Origin of the sequence: Leisingera sp. XS_AS12 (assembly GCF_041224635.1) — a bacterium.
Taxonomy (GTDB): domain Bacteria; phylum Pseudomonadota; class Alphaproteobacteria; order Rhodobacterales; family Rhodobacteraceae; genus Leisingera.
Map to the genome: position 1 here is coordinate 349,708 of NZ_JBGFGM010000128.1, position 18,753 is coordinate 368,460.

21 protein-coding genes and 2 riboswitches are annotated in these 18,753 nt (G+C 64.9%); of the genes, 10 read left to right on the forward strand and 11 right to left on the reverse strand.

Translation table 11 applies throughout. From position 1 onward, the window contains the following. Positions 1-4: 4 nt before the first annotated feature. The 3 genes from petB to AB9K35_RS23715 all read right to left on the reverse strand — a co-directional run bounded on the left by petB (position 5) and on the right by AB9K35_RS23715 (position 2,737). A complete protein-coding gene (gene petB / locus AB9K35_RS23705) occupies positions 5-1,336 on the reverse strand; it encodes a cytochrome b (protein ID WP_222454524.1) in 1,332 nt (443 codons plus the stop codon). A 12-nt stretch (positions 1,337-1,348) separates the two neighbouring features. Further along, complete coding sequence (gene petA / locus AB9K35_RS23710; RefSeq protein ID WP_222454525.1) at positions 1,349-1,909, reverse strand: ubiquinol-cytochrome c reductase iron-sulfur subunit; 561 nt, start codon at positions 1,907-1,909, stop codon at positions 1,349-1,351. A gap of 225 nt (positions 1,910-2,134) precedes the next feature. Further along, positions 2,135-2,737 carry a glutathione S-transferase gene (locus AB9K35_RS23715; protein WP_369929945.1) on the reverse strand — a complete coding sequence of 201 codons (603 nt, stop codon included), beginning with the start codon at positions 2,735-2,737 and terminating at the stop codon, positions 2,135-2,137. Between the two features lie 164 nt (positions 2,738-2,901). Then, a riboswitch (FMN riboswitch) is annotated at positions 2,902-3,051 on the forward strand. 78 nt (positions 3,052-3,129) lie between these two features. Here AB9K35_RS23715 and AB9K35_RS23720 point away from each other — a divergent pair. Continuing rightward, complete coding sequence (locus tag AB9K35_RS23720; protein WP_222454527.1) at positions 3,130-3,567, forward strand: 6,7-dimethyl-8-ribityllumazine synthase; 438 nt, start codon at positions 3,130-3,132, stop codon at positions 3,565-3,567. On the opposite strand, the gene AB9K35_RS23725 is transcribed toward AB9K35_RS23720, so the two are convergent. From AB9K35_RS23725 to thiB, 3 genes are read right to left on the reverse strand one after another with little or no spacing between them, the layout of a single operon-like run. Further along, positions 3,564-4,256, reverse strand: coding sequence for an ATP-binding cassette domain-containing protein (locus AB9K35_RS23725; protein ID WP_369929948.1), 693 nt, complete (start codon positions 4,254-4,256; stop codon positions 3,564-3,566). The two genes, AB9K35_RS23720 and AB9K35_RS23725, sit on opposite strands and share 4 nt — an antisense overlap. After that, a complete protein-coding gene (locus AB9K35_RS23730; RefSeq protein WP_369929950.1) occupies positions 4,243-5,799 on the reverse strand; it encodes a thiamine/thiamine pyrophosphate ABC transporter permease ThiP in 1,557 nt (518 codons plus the stop codon). The genes AB9K35_RS23725 and AB9K35_RS23730 overlap by 14 nt, the downstream gene beginning before the upstream one ends. Further along, on the reverse strand, positions 5,775-6,752 hold the full coding sequence (gene thiB, locus AB9K35_RS23735; RefSeq protein WP_369929952.1) for a thiamine ABC transporter substrate binding subunit: 978 nt from the start codon (positions 6,750-6,752) through the stop codon (positions 5,775-5,777). Before thiB ends, AB9K35_RS23730 begins: the two co-directional genes overlap by 25 nt. Before the next feature lie 32 nt (positions 6,753-6,784). Beyond that, positions 6,785-6,876, reverse strand: a riboswitch (TPP riboswitch). Between the two features lie 171 nt (positions 6,877-7,047). Between thiB and aroC the strand changes: the two genes are divergently transcribed. Next, on the forward strand, positions 7,048-8,151 hold the full coding sequence (gene aroC, locus AB9K35_RS23740) for a chorismate synthase (RefSeq protein ID WP_369929953.1): 1,104 nt from the start codon (positions 7,048-7,050) through the stop codon (positions 8,149-8,151). A 44-nt stretch (positions 8,152-8,195) separates the two neighbouring features. Here the strand turns inward: aroC and AB9K35_RS23745 are convergent, their stop codons facing one another. Continuing rightward, on the reverse strand, positions 8,196-8,612 hold the full coding sequence (locus AB9K35_RS23745; protein ID WP_369929955.1) for a helix-turn-helix domain-containing protein: 417 nt from the start codon (positions 8,610-8,612) through the stop codon (positions 8,196-8,198). 73 nt (positions 8,613-8,685) lie between these two features. Here AB9K35_RS23745 and AB9K35_RS23750 point away from each other — a divergent pair, with 73 nt between their 5' ends. Together AB9K35_RS23750 and AB9K35_RS23755 are read left to right on the forward strand one after the other, a co-directional pair. Beyond that, a complete protein-coding gene (locus tag AB9K35_RS23750) occupies positions 8,686-9,321 on the forward strand; it encodes a cation transporter (RefSeq protein WP_369929957.1) in 636 nt (211 codons plus the stop codon). A gap of 109 nt (positions 9,322-9,430) precedes the next feature. Then, entirely contained in the window at positions 9,431-10,366 is a 936-nt protein-coding gene (locus AB9K35_RS23755) for a DMT family transporter (protein ID WP_222454534.1), read from the forward strand. 33 nt (positions 10,367-10,399) lie between these two features. Here AB9K35_RS23755 and AB9K35_RS23760 read toward each other — a convergent pair whose 3' ends face one another. Further along, on the reverse strand, positions 10,400-11,098 hold the full coding sequence (locus AB9K35_RS23760) for an SDR family oxidoreductase (protein ID WP_369929960.1): 699 nt from the start codon (positions 11,096-11,098) through the stop codon (positions 10,400-10,402). Positions 11,099-11,200: 102 nt separating this feature from the next. Here AB9K35_RS23760 and AB9K35_RS23765 point away from each other — a divergent pair, with 102 nt between their 5' ends. Beyond that, complete coding sequence (locus tag AB9K35_RS23765) at positions 11,201-12,073, forward strand: LysR substrate-binding domain-containing protein (protein ID WP_222454536.1); 873 nt, start codon at positions 11,201-11,203, stop codon at positions 12,071-12,073. Here the strand turns inward: AB9K35_RS23765 and AB9K35_RS23770 are convergent. The 3 genes from AB9K35_RS23770 to AB9K35_RS23780 all read right to left on the reverse strand — a co-directional run bounded on the left by AB9K35_RS23770 (position 12,042) and on the right by AB9K35_RS23780 (position 15,181). After that, positions 12,042-13,598 (reverse strand): alkaline phosphatase D family protein, encoded by a 1,557-nt coding sequence (locus AB9K35_RS23770; protein ID WP_222454537.1) that lies wholly within the window; start codon positions 13,596-13,598, stop codon positions 12,042-12,044. The genes AB9K35_RS23765 and AB9K35_RS23770 overlap by 32 nt on opposite strands. Positions 13,599-13,720: 122 nt before the next feature. Then, complete coding sequence (locus AB9K35_RS23775; protein WP_222454538.1) at positions 13,721-14,194, reverse strand: MgtC/SapB family protein; 474 nt, start codon at positions 14,192-14,194, stop codon at positions 13,721-13,723. A gap of 120 nt (positions 14,195-14,314) precedes the next feature. Continuing rightward, a complete protein-coding gene (locus AB9K35_RS23780; protein ID WP_369929963.1) occupies positions 14,315-15,181 on the reverse strand; it encodes a branched-chain amino acid aminotransferase in 867 nt (288 codons plus the stop codon). Positions 15,182-15,341: 160 nt separating this feature from the next. Between AB9K35_RS23780 and AB9K35_RS23785 the strand changes: the two genes are divergently transcribed. The 5 genes from AB9K35_RS23785 to AB9K35_RS23805 all read left to right on the forward strand — a co-directional run bounded on the left by AB9K35_RS23785 (position 15,342) and on the right by AB9K35_RS23805 (position 18,746). Then, positions 15,342-15,845, forward strand: a complete 504-nt coding sequence (locus AB9K35_RS23785; RefSeq protein ID WP_369929964.1) for a MarR family winged helix-turn-helix transcriptional regulator — start codon at positions 15,342-15,344, stop codon at positions 15,843-15,845. Positions 15,846-15,856: 11 nt separating this feature from the next. Next, a complete protein-coding gene (locus AB9K35_RS23790) occupies positions 15,857-16,552 on the forward strand; it encodes a response regulator (protein WP_369929965.1) in 696 nt (231 codons plus the stop codon). Between the two features lie 128 nt (positions 16,553-16,680). After that, on the forward strand, positions 16,681-17,619 hold the full coding sequence (locus AB9K35_RS23795) for a histone deacetylase family protein (RefSeq protein WP_369929967.1): 939 nt from the start codon (positions 16,681-16,683) through the stop codon (positions 17,617-17,619). Beyond that, the gene (locus tag AB9K35_RS23800; protein ID WP_369929968.1) at positions 17,616-17,858 is read left to right on the forward strand and encodes an exodeoxyribonuclease VII small subunit; all 243 of its coding nucleotides are present in this window, start codon (positions 17,616-17,618) and stop codon (positions 17,856-17,858) included. Before AB9K35_RS23795 ends, AB9K35_RS23800 begins: the two co-directional genes overlap by 4 nt. A gap of 3 nt (positions 17,859-17,861) precedes the next feature. Further along, positions 17,862-18,746 carry a polyprenyl synthetase family protein gene (locus AB9K35_RS23805; protein WP_369929970.1) on the forward strand — a complete coding sequence of 295 codons (885 nt, stop codon included), beginning with the start codon at positions 17,862-17,864 and terminating at the stop codon, positions 18,744-18,746. Positions 18,747-18,753 lie beyond the last annotated feature (7 nt).

Here is an 18,753-nt window from a genome sequence, read left to right on the forward strand (position 1 = left end):
CTTCTTACTCGGCAGGAGTGGCTTCGGAAGACTTCTTGCCGTATTTGGCGTCGAAATCCTCTTCGATGGTGGCAGGCTGTGCCAGCGGCTTCTCGATCACGCCCAGCAGCGGCAGGATCACGAAGAAGTAGCCGAACCAGTAGGCCGAAGCGATCAGCGAGAACGAGGCATAGGGTTCTTCCGCAGGCATCGCACCCAGCCACATCAGGGCGAAGAAGTCGACGACCAGCAGCGCGAACCACCATTTGAACATCGGGCGGTAACGACCCGAACGCACGTTGGAGGTGTCCAGCCAGGGCGCCAGCGCCATGGCCAGGATCGCGCCGAACATGGCAATCACGCCGAAGAACTTCGCGTCGATGATGCCGCCGGTGATGAAGGAGGCGAACTGCACAACCCAGACCTCGGAGGTGAAGGCACGCAGGATCGCGTAGAACGGCAGGAAGTACCATTCGGGCACGATGTGCGCAGGCGTCACCAGCGGGTTGGCTTCGATGTAATTGTCCGGGTGGCCCAGGTAGTTCGGCATGAAGCCGACGATGGCCCAGAACACGACCAGCACAACGGCCAGACCCAGGAAATCCTTGATCACGAAGTAGGGCCAGAAGGGCAGGGTGTCTTTCTTGGCTTCTTCCTTGGAGCCACGGCGGACGTCAACACCGGTGGGGTTGTTGTTGCCAGTGGTGTGGAAGGCCCAGATGTGCACGATCACCAGCGCCGCGATCACGAAGGGCAGCAGGTAGTGCAGCGAGAAGAAGCGGTTCAGGGTGGCGTTGTCCACCGCCGGTCCGCCCAGCAGCCAGGTCTGGATCGCCTCGCCGATGAACGGGATCGCGCCGAACAGGCCGGTGATCACGGTCGCACCCCAGAAGGACATCTGGCCCCACGGCAGCACGTAACCCATGAAGGCGGTGCCCATCATCAAGAGGTAGATCAGCATGCCGACGATCCACGTGATCTCGCGGGGCGCCTTGTAGGAACCGTAGTACAGGCCGCGGAAGATGTGGATGTAGACGGCAACAAAGAACAGCGAAGCGCCGTTCATGTGCAGGTAGCGCAGCATATGGCCGCCGTTCACGTTGCGCATGATGTGCTCAACGGAGGCGAAGGCCAGGTCAACATGCGGGGTGTAGTGCATCACCAGGACGATGCCGGTGACGATTTGCAGCGCCAGGCAGAAAGCCAGGACGATGCCCCAGATCCACCACCAGTTCAGGTTCTTGGGGGTGGGGATCATGATGGTGTCATAGATCAGGCCGACGATGGGCAGGCGGCTGTGCAGCCACTTCTCTGCGCCTGTCTTCGGCTCGTAATGGTCGTGCGGAATACCGGACATGAGCGCGTTTCCTTATCCCAGCTTGATGGTGTTAGCGTCGACGAACTCGGCGACAGGCACGTGCAGGTTCTCCGGCGCCGGACCTTTGCGGATACGGCCTGCGGTGTCGTAGTGCGAGCCGTGGCAGGGGCAGAACCAGCCATTGAATTCACCGGCGCCATCGCCCAGCGGCACACAGCCGAGGTGGGTGCAAACACCCATCATCACCAGCCATTCGCCGGCCTCGTCCAGGGTGCGGTTCGCGTCTGCCGCGTCAGTGCCCGGCTTGTTGGGGTTCTCCGACCGGGGGTCGATCAGCTCGGACAGCTCCACAGCACGGGCTTCCTCGATCTCTTCCTGGGTGCGACGGCGGATAAACACCGGCTTGCCGAGGAACATGACCGAGATCTGCGTGCCAACTTCCACGCCGCTGACATCGACCAGGATCGAAGACAGCGCTTTCACGTCGGCGGAGGGGTTCATCTGGTTGACCAGGGGCCATACGGCGGCACCCGCGGTCACTGCCCCGGCGCCGGCAGTGGCGTAGTAGAGGAAATCTCTCCGGGTTCCTTCGTGGTCTTCTGCGTGGGACACGAGGTTTTCTCCAATTCCAGCGCCCGTTTAGGGCAAACATGCGCATGCACCGCGATCGCTCGCGGTGACTCTGGCGCGTATCTAGCGGGGCAAAGGGCGTTCGTCCAGCGGTCATAGGCGCGCAGAAAGCCGCACGTACAACTTTCTGTCACGCGCGTGTGACAATGCCACACTGGCGCGCCGGGCCGGGGCCGAATGGCCCCGTGTGCGGCAAGGTTTTGTTAATCAGGCGTCGCGCGGTTGGGTGGCCTGCATGCTGGGGCGCGATTCGAAGGCAGCATACCACTGCGCGAGCGCCGGGTTTCCGTTGCGCCAACCTGCGTCTGGATGGCGAAAATCGACATAGCCAAGCGCGCAGCCTACGGCGATCTGGCCGATGTCCAGCGGCCCTTGCAGGTGGCTCATCCAGCGGGCGTTCAGCGCCGCGCAGCCGCCCAGAACCTTGTCCAGCTGCGCGTCCAGCCAGCCGTCCCACTGTTTGTCCTGCGGCCGCAGCCGTTTTTCATAGGACATCAGCACCGCTGCATCCATGATGCCGTCGGCGGTGGCTTCCAGGATCTTGCTGTCCCAGCCGCGGTTGTACAGCCGTCCGCCCGCGCGCTGGTCCAGATAGGCACAGATCACCCGACTGTCATAAAGCGCCGGGCCGTCGCCGCGCTCCAGCGCAGGGATCTTGGCCAGCGGGTTGCTGGCCTGCACCGCGCCGCTGGGCTGCACCGGCGAGGTGACCACCGGCACGATTTCAACGGAGTCCAGCTGCCCGGTCTCATGCAGGACCACCATGACCTTGCGCACAAAGGGCGACGCCGCCGCTGCATAGAGTTTCATGCCGGTCTCCTCTGCCGTATCCGCTGCCGTGCGGACATTGCACCGCTGACCCTAGTTACCCAAGAGTTTCGCAAAACATTTGGCAAGACTTTTTGCAAAAGGCGTGTGGCGCCGGGCGACTGTCCGCCGGCTCTTGCGTCGGGTCGCAAAGGCTGGCAGGTTCACCGCGTTCTCAGGGCGGGGCGGAATTCCCCACCGGCGGTAAGCGGGCGAGATCCCGCAAGCCCGCGAGCGGCTTCCGGATGTCGGAAGTGTCAGCAGATCTGGTGCGACACCAGAGCCGACGGTCACAGTCCGGATGAAAGAGAACGTGCAGAAGGGCGACGCCAGAGGTGCGCCCGTCTGTCCGTGATCGCCTTGGGTGACGTGTCAGAACCTATGGAGATTACGATATGACACACACCCGCTATGCCTTCATCAAGGCCCAATGGCATGCAGATATCGTCGACCGCGCGCTGGAGGGATTCCAGCAGCTGATCCCGGCCGAGCAGATCGACGTCTTTGATGTGCCCGGCGCGTTCGAGATGCCGCTGTTGGCGCAGGAGCTGGCCAAGACCGGCAAATACGCTGCGGTTGCCTGTGCCGCGCTGGTGGTCGACGGCGGCATCTACCGGCATGACTTCGTAGCGCAGGCCGTGGTAGACGGGCTGATGCGGGCCGGCATGGACACCGGCGTGCCGGTGCTGTCGGTGTCGCTGACGCCGCATCATTTCCAGGAGACCGACCACCACATGGCGATCTACCGTGACCATTTCGTGGAAAAGGGCCGCGAAGCCGCGCGCGCCGCGCTGATGATCACCGAAACCCGCAAGGCGGCGCTGGCCGCCTAGCCCAGATAGGCCTTGAGGGCCGGCGGCGGGTTGTCCAGCAACTCTGCCGTCCGCTGCGGCGGGTGGGCGCGGCCCTCCGCCACCAGCACCACCTGATCCGCGATGCGGCGGGCATCTGCAGGCTCATGGCTGACCATCAGCACGGTGGCTCCGCTTTCGCGCGCCAGCTCTGCCACAAGATCCAGCATCTCGGCCTTCAGGGCGGGGCCAAGTGCGGCAAAGGGTTCATCCAGCAGCAGGATATCGCGGCCCTGCACCAGTACCCTTGCTAATGCGACCCGGCTTTGCTGGCCGCCGGACAGGGCCGCGGGCTTGCGCGCGCCCATTCCAGAAAGGCCGACCCGCGTCAGCGCGGCCTCCACCTTCTGCCAGTCTGCATCCGACAGCCGCAGGCTGGCGCGCAGCCCCAGGCCGACGTTCTGGGCTGCGCTCAGATGCGGAAAAAGGTTGCCGTCCTGAAACAGCATCGCCACAGGCCGCTTGCCCGGCGGCTGGCCGGCCATATCCGCGCCCTGCCAGCGGATCTCGCCGCGGGTCAGCGGCAGAAAGCCTGCGATCGCCTCCACCAGCGTGGACTTGCCCGCGCCCGACGGGCCGATCACCGCGGTGCAGCTGCCTGCTTGGATCTCCAGATTCGCCTCCACCGCGTAGCCGCCGTTCAGGATCCGGCAATTTTCAAGTTTCAGCATGCCAGCGGCCTCCGCGGTCCAGTATCCAGAAGGCGCCCATCGACAGCGCCAGCAGCAAGAGCGCGGCCGCCGCCGCTGCCTCCATCCGGTAGGCCCCCATCAGCCGGTAGATCTGCAGCGGCAGAGTGGCAAATTCCGGGTCGGCGAACAGCGCCACCACGCCGAGATCGCCCATCGACAGCGCCGCCGCAAGCCCCGCGGCAAATCCGGTCTGCGCCCGCATCCGGGGCAGGTAGACGTGGCGCACGAAATGCCAGCCGCGCATGTCCAGCGACAGTGACAGGCGGCCGTAGCGTCCCAGCACTTCCTGCGCGCGCGGCGCCAGGATGCGCATCGCAAAGGGCAGCGCCATCACCGCATTGACGAGGGCCGTGACCGGGAGGGCCAGATCAAACGGGCTGGCGAACGGGTAGATCACGATGAACAGCCCGGTACCGATCACCAGCGGCGAGGCCGCAAGCCCCAGAATTCCCGAGAGTTCCGCCAGCCTTCCGCGCCCGGCCGCGGCCGCCGCGGCCATCGGCAGCGCCAGCACCAGCAGCAACGCGGTGCTGAGCGCGGCCACCAGAACCGAATTGCCCGCCGCCTGCCAGACAGAGCCTTTCAGCGTGGTGAGCCCCGGCAGCCCGGCCAGCACGATCGCGGCCAGCGGCAGCAGCAGAAAGGCAGCGGCCAGCAGGATCCAGCCCGCATCCAGCCCGCGCGCGAGGGTGCTTTTGCCGTCCCAGCGCTGCACCGCGCGGTCCAGCCCGGCGCCGAAACCCTCGCCCGTCGAGACCCGCAGCGCCACCAGCGCAGCGGCGCCGGTCAGCACGAGTTGCAGGCCCGACAGAAGTGCGGCGCGGCCAAGGTCGAAATCAAAGCGGAAGGCCTGATAAATCGCGAGCTCAATCGTGGTGGCCCGCGGTCCGCCGCCCAGCGTCAGCGCCACCGCAAAGCTGGAAAGGCAGATGGCAAAGACCACCGCCAGCGCGCCCGGGGCGACGCGGCGCAGCATCGGCGCCTCCAGCAGCCGCCACATCGCCAGCGGCCCGGCATCCAGCTGGGCGGCGAGGCGGAAGCGCTCGGCCGGGATTTCCTGCCAACCCTGCAGGATCAGCCGGGTGGCCAGCGGCAGGTTGAAAAAGACATGTGCCAGCACCACCCCGTGCAGCCCGTAGATCTGCACCGGCTCCAGCCCGAACAGACCCAGCAGCACACTCAGCCAGCCGGCGCGGCCGAACACCGCCAGCAGACCAAGGATCGCCACGATCACCGGCAGGATGAACGGCGCGCCCAGAAGCGCGATCAGCAGCCGCCGCCCGGCAAAGCGTCGCCGCGCCAGCGCGCGGGCAACGGGGATGGCGAGGCCGACGCTCAGCAGCGCCGACAGGCTGGCCTGTGTCAGGGTAAAGCGCAGCGCGGACCAGTCGCTGGTCGCAAGGCCGCTGCCGGTTTCGGCCCTGAGGGCCACCGCCGCGAGGGTGCCCAGGATCAGCGCCGCTACCAGAAGCGCCGCGCCGATCCCGGCCGTTGCCCTTATTGGCTGAGCGCGTTCAGCCATTCGTCCAGCGCCGTACCCCGCACGGCGGCGGCCTCGTCTTCGGACAGCAGCAGCGACTTGGCCGGCTGTGCCAGGGTCTCAAACCCTTTGGGAAGACCCTCCGCCGGGGTCACGGCAGGGTACATCCAGTTGGTGGTCGGGATGATCGACTGGAAGGCATCAGAGACCATGAAGTCGAGGAACTGGTCGGCCAGCTCCGGCTGGTCGGAGCCAGCCAGCTTGCCGGCCACTTCGACCTGCATGTAATGGCCCTCGTCAAAGGCGGCAGCCGCCTTGGTGCCGTCTTCCTCGGCAATCAGGTGATAGGCCGGAGAGGTGGTGTAGGACAGCACCATGTCGGCTTCGCCCTCCAGGAACATGCCGTAGGCTTCGGACCAGCCCTTGGTCACCGTCACCACGTTGTCGGCCAGCCCTTCCCAGATCGCGGGGGCTTCATCGCCGTAGGCTGCCTTGACCCACATCAGCAGTCCCAGACCAGGGGTCGAGGAGCGCGGATCCTGGATCACGATCTTCTTGTCGCTCGCGGCCAGCGCCTTGAAATCGGCGGGCGCCGCAGCATCGGCGTTGTGGACAAAGGCGAAGTAGCCCCAGTCGTAGGGCACAAAGGTCGCGTCGTTCCACGCAACCGGCAGGCTGTAGTCGGCGCTGACCGAATGCTCGGCGAACAGGCCGGTCGCCTTGGCAGCGGCGGTCAGGTTGGTGTCCAAGCCCAGAACCACGTCGGCCTCGGATCGTGCGCCCTCCAGCTTGATGCGCGCAAGCAGTGCCGCGCCATCGCCTGCGCCGACCAGTTTCAGGTCGCAGCCGCAGACTTCCTCGAACGCCTTCTCGACGGCCGGGCCGGGGCCCCATTCGGAGACGAAGCTGTCATAGGTATAAACGGTGAGTTCGGGCGTGTCGGCAAAGGCTGCCGAGGCGCCCAGCAGTCCCGCTGCAAATGCAAGATGTTTCATGCCATCCTCCTTTGCGGCTTTGGGCAAGGGTGGAGGCTGTCCAGTACCTTCCCTCCGCCGGTGTGATCCGGTTCAGGTTCAACGGGTGTCATCTCAGCGCCTGCGCGCACCCCGAGGTGGCGCGCAGAGTATTCCCCGTACGCCGCAATGACAAGGCAAACTCCGCCGCCTGTCTTGCGCCGCCAAATCCCGGCGGAGCCGCCGGGGTCGGTGCCGGTCGCCTGTGCCGCAGCAGGAAACCCCTTGAGAGAGCGCCCCCCGCCCGCTAAGCACGGCCCAAAGGAGACCCTTCCCGATGTCGATGAACAGCTTTGGACACCTCTTCCGCGTTACCACCTGGGGCGAAAGCCACGGGCCCGCGCTTGGCGCTACCGTCGACGGGTGCCCGCCGAACGTCCCGTTGGAGCCGGAAATGCTGCAGCAGTGGCTGGACAAGCGCCGTCCGGGGCAGAACAAGAACACCACCCAGCGCAATGAACCCGACGCGGTGAAGATCCTGTCCGGCGTGTTCGAGGGCAAATCCACCGGCACGCCGATCCAGCTGATGATCGAGAACACCGACCAGCGCTCAAAGGACTATGGCGAGATCGCGCAGACCTTCCGTCCGGGCCACGCCGACATCACCTATTTCCAGAAATACGGCAACCGCGACTACCGCGGCGGCGGCCGGTCCTCGGCGCGCGAAACCGCGGCGCGGGTTGCGGCGGGCGGTGTTGCACGTGAAGCAATCAAGACACTGGTGCCTGGTCTGGAGATCAAGGGCTACATGACCCGGATGGGCGAGATGGAAATCGACCGCAGCCGGTTCGACTGGGATGCGATCGACCAGAACGATTTCTGGATCCCGGATGTCGGGGCCGTGCAGGACTGGGAAGACTATCTGCAGGGCCTGCGCAAGGCGCATGACTCGGTCGGCGCGGTCGTGGAGGTTGTCGCGCGCGGCGTGCCCGCAGGCATTGGCGCGCCGATTTACGGCAAGCTGGACACTGATCTGGCCGCGGCGATGATGTCGATCAACGCGGTGAAGGGCGTCGAGATCGGCGAGGGCATGAACGCCGCCCGGCTAAAGGGATCGGAGAACGCCGACGAGATCTTCATGGGCAATGACGGCGCGCCGGTCTATTCCTCGAACCATGCCGGCGGCATTCTTGGCGGTATTTCCACCGGGCAGGACGTGGTGGTGCGTTTCGCGGTCAAGCCGACCTCCTCGATCCTCACTCCGCGCCAGTCGATCCGCAAGGATGGCACCGCCACCGAGGTCATCACCAAGGGCCGCCATGACCCCTGCGTCGGCATCCGCGCGGTGCCGGTGGCGGAGGCGATGATGGCCTGTGTGATCCTGGACCACTTGCTGCTGCACCGCGGCCAGATCGGTGAGAACCAGGGCCGCATCGGCTGACTTTCAGGCTCTAACAAGGGAGCTTTCCAGCAGCTCCGAGCTGTTTAGCCGTGCTCCGTGGTGCATTGGCTGTGATCGCCAAGCGCCGTAAGCACCTTGCAGCAGCCACCGTTGCCGCCATCGCACAGGTGGCTGATCCGCTCCAACTCGGTCGCCAGCTGTTCCAATTTGCGGATGCGGTCACGAACATTGGCCAACTGGCTGCGGGCGATGCGGTCGGCTTCGGCACAATCCTCGCCCAGCTGGCCATCCAGCCCCATCAGCGCCTTGATGTCCTCCAGTGAAAAGCCGAGGTCGCGGGCATGTTTGATGAACCCCAGCGCATCCATCCCGTCCTGCCCATAACGGCGCTGGTTGCCGGCGTTGCGGCCCGGCTGCGGCAGCAGGCCGATCTCCTCGTAATAACGGATGGTGGGCACCTTCACGCCCGTCGCCTTGGACAGCTGGCCGATGGAAAACATGCGAAGCCCCTCTTGAAGCTCTAGTGACTAGAGCACTTAGGTTGACCTCGAATCAAGAACGAGGACAAGAGAAATGGCAGGCTGCTGCAATCACGAAGCAAAATTCGACGGGGTCTCGGCGGACTACAAACGCAGGCTATGGGCGGTAATCGCCATCAACGCGGGCATGTTCGCGGTGGAGATGGGGGCAGGCCAGCTGGCCGACAGCCAGGCGCTGAAGGCGGACGCGCTGGATTTTCTGGGCGATGCGCTGACCTATGGCATTTCACTGGCGGTGATCGGCGCCTCCCTGCGCACCCGCGCGCTTGCGGCTCTGGGCAAGGGCGTCAGCTTGCTGCTGATGGGGCTGTGGGTGTTCGGCTCGACCATCTATCAGGTGTTCTACATCGGCGTGCCGCAGGCGCATGTGATGGGCGGGATCGGGTTCATGGCGCTGGCGGCCAACCTGATCTCGGTCATGCTGCTGGCACGCTACAAGGACGGGGATGCCAATGTGCGCTCGGTCTGGCTGTGTTCGCGCAATGACGCCATCGGCAACGTGGCGGTGATGATCGCGGCACTGGGGGTCTGGGGCACGGCCAGCGGCTGGCCCGACCTGATCGTGGCCGGCATCATGGGCGGCCTGTTCCTCAGCTCCGCCTTCCAGATACTGATGCAGGCGCTGAAGGAATGGCGCAGCGAGGCGGTGCAGGCCGCGCATCAGCACTGACACCCACGGTCTGCGCCGACGCCTGCGGCGGGGGCGCAGACCACATGATTGGCCGCCAGGGCGCAATCAGCCCATTGATCTTTGCGGCGCTTGGGCGCAGGGTCGCGCCATGGCAAAACCGTTAACATCGCATCGACCTGTGCTGGCAGTCCTGTTGAAGGTACTGGCCATCGCGCTGTTCACCGCCCTGTCCGGGATCATCAAGGCCACCTCCGCGCATGTGCCTGCAGGCGAGGCGGTGTTCTTCCGCTCGTTCTTCGCGATCCCGGTGATCGTGGTCTGGCTGGCTGCGCGGGGCGAACTGCGGCACGGGCTGATCACCAAGCGGCCGATGTACCATGTCTGGCGCGGGCTGGTCGGGACATCGGCGATGGCGATGACCTTCATGGGGCTGGCGTTGCTGCCGCTGCCCGAGGTCACCGCAATCGGCTATGCCACGCCGATCTTCACCCTGATCCTGGCAGCGCTGTTTCTGGGCGAGACCATCCGCATGGTGCGGATCACCGCGGTTGCCATCGGGCTGCTGGGGGTTCTGATCATGATCTGGCCACGACTCGGCGGCGATCTGGAGGATGGCGCCATGCTGGGGGTTCTGCTGGTCGTCGCAGCGACGGTGGCGCGCGGCTTCGTGCAGATCCACATCCGCCGCATGGTGCAGTCGGAACATACCGCTGCGATCGTGTTCTATTTCTCGCTCACGGCCTCGGTGCTGGCGCTGCTGACCGCGCCGTTCGGCTGGGTAGTGCCAGAGCCCCGCGTGCTGGCGTTGCTGGTCTCGGCCGGGCTGGTCGGCGGGGTGGCGCAGATCCTGGTCACCTCCTCCTACCGGTTTGCCCCGGCCTCGATGCTGGCACCTTATGACTACGCTTCGATGATCTTTGCCATCATCATCGGTTATGTCTGGTTCAACGAGTGGCCGACGCTCGTGATGCTGGCAGGGGCCGCCTTGGTCGTGGCGGGCAATGCGTTGGTGATCTGGCGCGAGCACCGGCTTGGCCTGCAGCGGGGCAAGGCCAAGCCGATGATCGATCCCAAGGGCGGATAACAGGCTCTAACAAGGCATACTCGTTGCATTTGCCTAGACCGACCGGGTCAGCCCGCCGTCGATGCGAATGTTCTGCCCAGTGGTATAGGCAGCCTCGTCCGAGGCAAGATGCGCAATCAGCGCCGAGACTTCGCGGGCGGTGCCGTAGCGGCCCATCGGGATCCGCGCCTTGCGGCCCTCGGTCTCGGGCAGGCTGTCGATGAAACCGGGCAGCACGTTGTTCATCCGCACGCCCTTTGCGGCATATTTGTCCGCGAAGAGTTTGGTGAAACTGGCCAGCCCGGCCCGGAACACGCCCGAGGTCGGAAACAGCGGATCGGGTTCAAACGCCGCAAAGGTCGAGATGTTGATGATCGAACCCTTGCCTTGCGCCGCCATGATCGGGGCCACCAGACGGGTCGGGCGGATCACGTTCATCAAGTAGTATTCCATCCCCAGATGCCAGTCATCATCGCTGATTTCCAGCACATCGCCCTTGGGGCCATGGCCGGCCGAATTGACCAGCACGTCGATCCGCCCCCAGCGGCCCATCGCCTTGTCCACGAGCGCCTGCAGGTCATTTTGCACAAGGTTAGAGCCTGTATGGCCGATGCCGCCCAGCTCTTCGGCCAGGGCTTCGCCCTTGCCGGAGGAGGACAGGATCGCCACCTCGTAGCCTTGGGCGCGCAGGTGGCGGGCCGCGTCGGCGCCCATGCCGCTGCCGGCGGCGGTGAACAGGGCTATCTTGGTCATGGTGTTACTCCTTCTGCTGCCTGGAACATGGCGGCTGTGGCGGCGCTTGACCAATCATGTCTCATCGCGCAAGGCTGTAGAAAATCTACTGGCTGAACCCCGATGCGCCTGCCCAACCTGAATGCTTTGCGGATGTTTGATGCCGCTGCCCGCCACCTGAATTTCGGTCGCGCGGCCGAAGAGCTGCACCTGACCCAGGGCGCGGTGGCGCAGCAGGTGCGGCGGCTGGAGGCTGATCTGGGGCACAAGCTGTTCCACCGTCACGCCCGTGGACTGACGCTGACCGATACGGGGCGCAGCTATCACGCGCCGGTGCGCCAGGCGCTGGCGCTGATCCGCGATGCGACCGACAAGTTGGCGCCGACGGTGCAGCGGGTCACCCTGTCGGTGCCGCCTTCGTTTGCGGCCAAGTGGCTGGTACCCAGGTTGACGGAGTTCGAGGCTGCCCATCCGGATCTTGACCTGCGGGTGGTGGCGGAGGAAAGCCTGACAGATTTCAAGCGTGACGGCATCGATATCGCCATCCGCCAGGGGGCCAGACCGCGGGAGGCCGGCTTGCAGTCCGCGCTGCTGGCACCGGTGGAGCTGGTCGCAGTGGCGGCGGCAGATGCGGCTCTGACACTGGGAGATTCGCCGGACCTTGCGGATCTGGCGCGAATGACGCTGATACAGGACGGGCACCGGCACTGGGACCGGCTGCTGCGGCAGGCGGGGCTGGCCACCACCGGGCGGTTGCTTCAGTTCAATCAGACCGCGCTGGCGATGGATGCAGCGCTGAACGGCCAGGGCATCGCGCTGGTGCCGCGGATCTTTCTGGGCGCGCAGCCGCTGAGGATCCTGTGGCAGGCACCGCCGCAGGACGATCTGGGGTTCCATGTGCTTTGGCCCGGCACGGATGGCCGGACCAAAGCGGTGATTGACTGGCTGCTGGCACAGCCCGGGATCAGATCGACGCGCCGACCGGATCCAGCGTGACGCTCCACAGCTCCTTGTCGGCGCGGTCCATCAGCCGCACCTTCATCTGCTGGGTGGCTCCGTCGATGTCCACCAGGCCAAAGAACTGCAGCCCCATCGAGGGCGGCAGGTTCTGGCTCTGATCCTCGGTCGGTGCCTTGATGTACTTGACCTCCGGCCCGAAGGTCATGTCGAGGTCATTGGGACCAAAGGTGCCCGCATGCAGCGGCCCGGAGACAAATTCCCAGAACGGTTCGAACTCTTGGAAGGCGGCCTTGTCGGGGTTGTAGTAGTGCGCGGCGGTGTAATGCACGTCGGCGGTGAACCAGACGGTGTTGTGGATCTTGGCGGTCTTGATGAAGCGCAGGAGTTCGCCGATCTCCAGCTCGCGCCCCTTGGCGCTGCCGTTGTCGCCATTGCCGATTGCCTCCTGGCCGCCGCCGACCACCAGGCCGATCGGCATGTCGGAGGCAATCACTTTCCAAGTGGCATCGGAATTGGCCAGCTCACGTTTGAGCCAGGCCATCTGCTCGGCGCCCAGAATACGGCTCTCGTCCGTCAGCTCGGCCTGCAGGTTCTCGGTATTGGGCCCGCGATAGCTACGCAGGTCGAGGAAGAACACATCCAGCATCGGACCGTAAGAAATCTTGCGGTAGACGCGACCCGGCTCGGACGGGGTGATGCGCAGCGGCGTCATCTCGTGGAAGGCGCGGGTGGCGCGGGCCTGCAGAACATGGATGGATTTCTCGGAATAGCGATCATCCTCCATCAGGCTGCGCGAGGAGGACCAGTTGTTCACCACCTCGTGGTCGTCCCACTGCATGAAGGTCGGGCAGACCGCGTTCATCGCGCGCACGTGCTCGTCCAGCAGGTTGTATTTCCACTGGCCGCGGAACTCGTCCAGGGTTTCGGCCACCTTGCGCTTTTCATCGATCAGCGTGGTGTTTTTCCAGATCAGCTGGCCGTCCTTTTCGACCTCGTCCTGCATCGGCCCGTCGGCATAGATGGTGTCACCGGAGTGGATGAAGAAATCGGGGCGGTGCTGCGCCATGGTGGCATAGGTGGCCATGCCGTCATCATCGATGCCCCAGCCCTGACCGGCCGTGTCGCCCGACCAGGCAAAGCGCACGTCACGACGCGCCGAGGGGGCGGTGCGGAACCGGCCCACGACGGGTTCGGACACGGCGTTGATGTCATTCAGGTCCGCCGCCACGAAGCGGTAGAAGATGTCCTGGTCCGAGGGCAGACCCTCGACCAGGCGCTTTACGGCCATGTCGTGGTTGGGCAGCGCGCTCATCGGTGCCAGCTGGCGGGCGTTGGCGAAGCTTTCGGTGGTGGAGACCTCCATCATCACTTTCGCCGGACGGTCGGTGCGGGTCCAGATCATGCCGGAAGTGGCGTCGACATCGCCGGACTGCACCCCATGCGTGAACTGCGGCCGGGCGGCGGCGCGGGAAATTGCGGGCAGCGCCAGAGAGGTGGCGAAGGCGGTACCGCCCGCCAGAAAGGCGCGGCGGGTCGGACGCGGAAAACGAATTGAAGACATGAAGCTCACCTGTCGAAAAGGAAAGGGATAGGTGAGCGCGTCTTGGGGGCGAACTGTAACTGCTGCTCTTCAGTCCGATGAAACTATCGCAAATCTTTTGCGACGGAGCACGTGTCGGACCATCACTCGCCGTCCAGATCCGGCCGGTCGGCGCTGCCCCGTTTGTCCATCACGTGGCTGAGCGCCAGAATTCCTGCAGCGATCACCGAAAGCATCAGCGCATGGACGTAGTAGCCAAGCCCGGAGGCCATACCGACGGCACCCGCCACCCACAGGCTGGCCGCGGTTGCCATGCCCCCGACGCTCTGCTTGCCCTGGATGATTGCTCCGGCCCCCAGAAAACCGATTGCCCCCACCAGCCCCTGCATGATGCGGGTCGGGTCCGACCCCATCTCGAATTGCAGCGCCTCGAGGGACAATTCCATGGTGATAAGCGTGAAACCGGCCGAGCCGAGCGCCACGATCATGTAGGTCCGCATCCCGACGCGACGCTCGCGCAGCTCCCGGTCCAACCCCATGATGGCTCCGGCAACCGCCGCACACAACAGCCGCAAGCCCAGTTCCAGATAGCTGACATATGCCGTGTCGTGTTCCACCATGTTCTCCCTGCGCCACTGTTCGGGGCAAAGGGCAGGGTTGCAGCATTCGGAGGTTCGGGCAACGAAAAACCCCCGCGCAGTGGCGGGGGTTCGGTAATTCCAGAGACTGGCGGCGGCTCAGGCGCGTACCAGCTTTTCGTAGTCTGCGGCGATCTCGCGGGTCAGCGCACCGACTTCGAACTTGTAGGGGCCGATCTCGCCCACCGGGGTGACTTCGGCGGCGGTGCCGGTCAGCCAGCACTGCTCGAAACCTTCCATCTCCTCGGGCATGATGTGGCGCTCATGCACGGTGATGCCCTTGTCCTTCAGCATCTGGATCACGGTCTGGCGCGTGATCCCGTTGAGGAAGCAATCAGCCAGCGGCGTGTGGACTTCGCCGTCCTTGACGAAGAATACATTCGCACCGGTCGCCTCGGCCACGTAGCCGCGGTAGTCCATGAACAGCGCATCCGAGCACCCCTTGGCTTCGGCCTTGTGCTTGGAAATGGTGCAGATCATGTAGAGACCGGCCGCCTTGGCATGCACCGGGATGGTCTCCGGGCTCGGGCGTTTCCACTCCGCGATGTCCAGCTTGGCGCCTTTCATCTTGGCGTCGCCATAATAGGCACCCCAGCCCCAGACCGCGATGGCCATGCGCACGGGGTTCCTTGCCGAGGCCACGCCCATGTCCTCGCCCGAGCCGCGCCAGACCAGCGCCCGCACATAGGCGTCCTGCAGGCCGGAGGCTTTCAGGGTCTCTTCCTTGGCGGCCTCGATCTGGTCGACGGTGTAGGGCATCGGAATGTCCAGCGCCTCGGCACTGGCGATCAGCCGTTCGGAGTGCTCGCGGCTCTTGAAGATCTTGCCGTTGTAGGCGCGCTCACCCTCGAACACGGAAGAGGCATAGTGCATCGCATGGGTCAGGATATGCACCTTGGCATCCCGCCATTTGACCAATTCTCCATCCATCCAGATCAGACCATCCCGGTCGTCATAGCCAGCCATGCCGCAGCCTCCTACACCTTGCAGTATTTTCGATAGTTGCGCAATTTAGGGCCGTTGCGGTCACAATCTTGCGCCAAAGCTGAGATTCGATACATCTTCACCCTTGGAATGTCAACAAGGCTGACATAAACTGCCGGGAAGTTCAGACGAGGGAAGACATATGCCGGAAGGGCGATCAGGGCAGGGACACGGCGGATCCAGCCTGTTGTTTCTGACCGACGAGCAGCTGCGCCAGGGCATCGAGGCGATGTTCTTTGCCTATCGGGGCTTCACTGCGGATCCGGACCGGATCCTGGCCGAGCTGGCCTACGGTCGGGCGCACCACCGGGCCATCCATTTCATCAGCCGCTCGCCGGGAACCACGGTGAACAACCTTCTCAGCATCCTTGGGGTGACCAAACAGTCGCTCAACCGGGTGCTGCGCACGTTGATCGGTGACGGGTTGGTGATCAGCAAGGTCGGGGAATTGGACAAGCGTGAGCGGCACCTCTACCTCACCGAGGAAGGCGAGGCGCTGGAGGCCAAGCTTTCGGATGCGCAGCGCGCCCGGATGCGTGCCGCTTACAAGGAGGCCGGGCCGGAGGCGGTGCAGGGCTTCAAGAAGGTGCTGGAGGCGATGATGGATGCGGACATGCGCCGCGCCTATGCCAAGCTTCGGGACTGAAAGGCCACACCATGAGCGATGCCCACCTGCTGATCGTCGACGATGATGAACGCATCCGTGGTTTGCTGAAGAAATTCCTGATGCGGGCAGGTTTTCTGGTAACTGCGGCGCGCGATGGGGCGCATGCACGCCGGGTGCTGGCAGGGCTTGAGTTCGACCTTATCATCATGGATGTCATGATGCCGGGCGAGGACGGCATTTCGCTGACCCGTGACTTGCGCGAAAAGATGACGACGCCGGTGCTGCTGCTGACCGCCAAGGGCGAGACGGAGGACCGGATCGCCGGGCTGGAGGCGGGGGCGGATGATTACCTGCCCAAGCCCTTCGAACCCAAGGAGCTGCTTTTGCGGGTCAATGCGATCCTGAGGCGCATTCCGGACACCACGGCACAGGATAGTGCGCCCAAGGTGCTCCATCTCGGGACCATCCGCTATGATATCGAGCGCGGCGAAATGTGGCAGGGTGAGGAGCTGATCCGCCTGACTGCCACCGAAAGCCAACTGATGCGGATCTTCTCGGCGCAGCCCGGCGAGCCCGTCAGCCGCTCCAAGCTGGTCGAGGATCTGGGCCGCGACCGCGGCCAGGCACAGGAACGCGCGGTGGATGTGCAGATTACCCGCCTGCGCCGCAAGATCGAGCCGAACCCGAAACAGCCGCAATATCTGCAAACGGTGCGCGGTGCCGGCTACATGCTCGCGCCGGACTGACCCGCGCCGCTTCTCGCTTCTTCGGCAAATCCTGTCCGGTCCGGGGCCGTGCCCGGCAAAACCGCTTGCAGCTGTCGCCTGCCGCCTCCTAGGCTCGCCCCAGACCTGACCGCAGGAGAACCCAGTTGATGACCGCCGCCCCGACCACTGCCCTGATCACCCACGCCGATTGCCTGAACCACGTCACCCCGGAGGGCCATCCCGAACGGGTGGCCCGGCTGGAGCATGTGCTGCATGCGCTGGAGCCTTTGGAGCTGAAGCGTGTCACCGCCCCGATGGCGGCTGAAGACGACATACTGCGCATTCATCCGGCGGCCTACTTGGCGGAACTGCGGCGGGCCTCTCCGGCGGAAGGCTGGGCGCAGATCGATGGCGACACCTTCCTGTCGCCGGGTTCGCTGGACGCGGCATTTCGCGCGGCAGGTGCCGTGGTGCGTGGCGTCGACATGGTGCTGGGCGGCGAAGTACAGAACGCTTTTGCCGCGGTGCGCCCGCCGGGCCATCATGCCGAGGCCGACACTGCCATGGGCTTTTGCCTGTTCGGCAATGCGGCGCTGGCGGCAAAACACGCGCTGGACCATCACGGCCTCAGCCGCGTCGCGGTGGTCGATTTTGACGTGCACCACGGCAACGGCACCCAGGATCTGTTGTGGGACGAGCCGCGCGCGCTGGTGATCACCAGCCAGCAGATGCCGCTGTGGCCGGGCAGCGGCCACGCCGATGAAGACGGCGCCCATGGCCAGATCCTGAACCTGCCGCTGCCACCGGAGTCGGGCCGGGCAGAGATGCAGGCGGCCTATGAGGGGCAGGCGTTTCCCCGCCTGCGTGCCTTCCGGCCGGAGCTGATCATCATCTCCGCCGGTTTCGACGCCCATCAGGACGACCCGCTCGCCAATCTGAACTGGAGCACCGCTGATTTCGCCTGGTTGACGGCACAGCTGTGCGCACTGGCGGCAGAGCTGTGTGGCGGCCGTATCGTCTCGACTTTGGAAGGCGGATATGATCTGAACGCGCTTGCCGCGGCAGCGCGCGCACATGTTGAAGAATTGATAAGGGCACCGGCATGACAGAGACCCCTGTGGACCAGATGAGCTTTGAACAGGCAATGCGTGAGCTGGAGGGCGTGGTGGACCAGCTGGAGCGCGGCGACGTGGCGCTGGATGCGTCGATCGCGCTGTACGAGCGCGGCGCCGAGCTGAAGAAACGCTGCGAGGACGAGCTGAAGCGCGCCGAGGAAAAGGTCGCCGCCATCACCCTGGATGCCAACGGCACCCCCAAGGGCACCCAGCCGCTGGACGCCGACTGAGCCATGAACGCCGCCGCAGACAGCCAGGCGCGCCCCTTTGCGCAGGCGCTGAAACAGGCCCAGGCCGCGATCACCGCCCATATGGAGGCGCAGCTGGCCGGTGGCGACGAGCTGCACTCCGCGATGCGTTACGCGATCACGGGCGGCAAGATGCTGCGCGGCTTCCTTGTGTTGGAAAGCGCCCGGCTGCACGGCGTGCCGCAGGCCGCCGCGTTACAGGCGGCCTTGGCGATCGAATGTATCCACGCCTATTCTCTGGTGCACGACGATCTGCCTTGCATGGATGACGACAACCTGCGCCGCGGCCAGCCAACGGTGCACCGCAAATGGAACGAGGCCATGGCCGTGCTGGCAGGCGACAGCCTGCAGTGCTTTGCCTTTGAACTGCTGGCCGACCCGGCTCTGGGGCCGCAGGCGTTGCCGCTGATCCGAGGACTGGCGCTGGCTTCGGGCAAGGATGGCATGGTGTCGGGGCAGATGCTGGATATCGCCGCCGAGACCGCCGAGGCGCCGCTGACGCTGGACCAGATCACCTTGCTGCAAAGCCGTAAAACCGGCTGCCTGATCGAATGGTCGGCCACCGTCGGCGCCGTGCTAGCGGGCGAAGATCCCGCGCGCTTGCGCCAATATGCGACGGCGCTGGGGCTTGCCTTTCAGATCGCGGATGACATCCTGGATGTGGAGGGCGACGCGGATAAGGTTGGCAAGGCCGTGCGCAAGGATGCAGAGGCCGGCAAGGCGACCTTCGTGTCGCTGCTTGGGCTGGATGCGGCAAAATCGCGTGCCAAGGCATTGTGCGAGGAGGCCTGCGCCGCCCTGGCCCCCTATGGCGCCGAGGCGGAAACCTTGAAGGAAGCCGCGCGCTTCGTTATCTCGCGCGACAGCTAACCCAGCA

Coding starts and splice junctions, on each gene's coding strand:
- AB9K35_RS23790 (WP_369929965.1), top strand. CDS start 15,857: ATGAGCGATGCCCACCTGCTGATCGTCGACGATGATGAACGCATCCGT.
- AB9K35_RS23780 (WP_369929963.1), bottom strand. CDS start 15,181: ATGGCTGGCTATGACGACCGGGATGGTCTGATCTGGATGGATGGAGAA.
- AB9K35_RS23805 (WP_369929970.1), top strand. CDS start 17,862: ATGAACGCCGCCGCAGACAGCCAGGCGCGCCCCTTTGCGCAGGCGCTG.
- AB9K35_RS23750 (WP_369929957.1), top strand. CDS start 8,686: ATGGCAGGCTGCTGCAATCACGAAGCAAAATTCGACGGGGTCTCGGCG.
- AB9K35_RS23755 (WP_222454534.1), top strand. CDS start 9,431: ATGGCAAAACCGTTAACATCGCATCGACCTGTGCTGGCAGTCCTGTTG.
- AB9K35_RS23795 (WP_369929967.1), top strand. CDS start 16,681: ATGACCGCCGCCCCGACCACTGCCCTGATCACCCACGCCGATTGCCTG.
- AB9K35_RS23720 (WP_222454527.1), top strand. CDS start 3,130: ATGACACACACCCGCTATGCCTTCATCAAGGCCCAATGGCATGCAGAT.
- petB (WP_222454524.1), bottom strand. CDS start 1,336: ATGTCCGGTATTCCGCACGACCATTACGAGCCGAAGACAGGCGCAGAG.
- AB9K35_RS23715 (WP_369929945.1), bottom strand. CDS start 2,737: ATGAAACTCTATGCAGCGGCGGCGTCGCCCTTTGTGCGCAAGGTCATG.
- thiB (WP_369929952.1), bottom strand. CDS start 6,752: ATGAAACATCTTGCATTTGCAGCGGGACTGCTGGGCGCCTCGGCAGCC.
- AB9K35_RS23760 (WP_369929960.1), bottom strand. CDS start 11,098: ATGACCAAGATAGCCCTGTTCACCGCCGCCGGCAGCGGCATGGGCGCC.
- AB9K35_RS23745 (WP_369929955.1), bottom strand. CDS start 8,612: ATGTTTTCCATCGGCCAGCTGTCCAAGGCGACGGGCGTGAAGGTGCCC.
- AB9K35_RS23725 (WP_369929948.1), bottom strand. CDS start 4,256: ATGCTGAAACTTGAAAATTGCCGGATCCTGAACGGCGGCTACGCGGTG.
- AB9K35_RS23765 (WP_222454536.1), top strand. CDS start 11,201: ATGCGCCTGCCCAACCTGAATGCTTTGCGGATGTTTGATGCCGCTGCC.
- AB9K35_RS23770 (WP_222454537.1), bottom strand. CDS start 13,598: ATGTCTTCAATTCGTTTTCCGCGTCCGACCCGCCGCGCCTTTCTGGCG.
- AB9K35_RS23800 (WP_369929968.1), top strand. CDS start 17,616: ATGACAGAGACCCCTGTGGACCAGATGAGCTTTGAACAGGCAATGCGT.
- AB9K35_RS23785 (WP_369929964.1), top strand. CDS start 15,342: ATGCCGGAAGGGCGATCAGGGCAGGGACACGGCGGATCCAGCCTGTTG.
- aroC (WP_369929953.1), top strand. CDS start 7,048: ATGTCGATGAACAGCTTTGGACACCTCTTCCGCGTTACCACCTGGGGC.
- AB9K35_RS23730 (WP_369929950.1), bottom strand. CDS start 5,799: ATGGCTGAACGCGCTCAGCCAATAAGGGCAACGGCCGGGATCGGCGCG.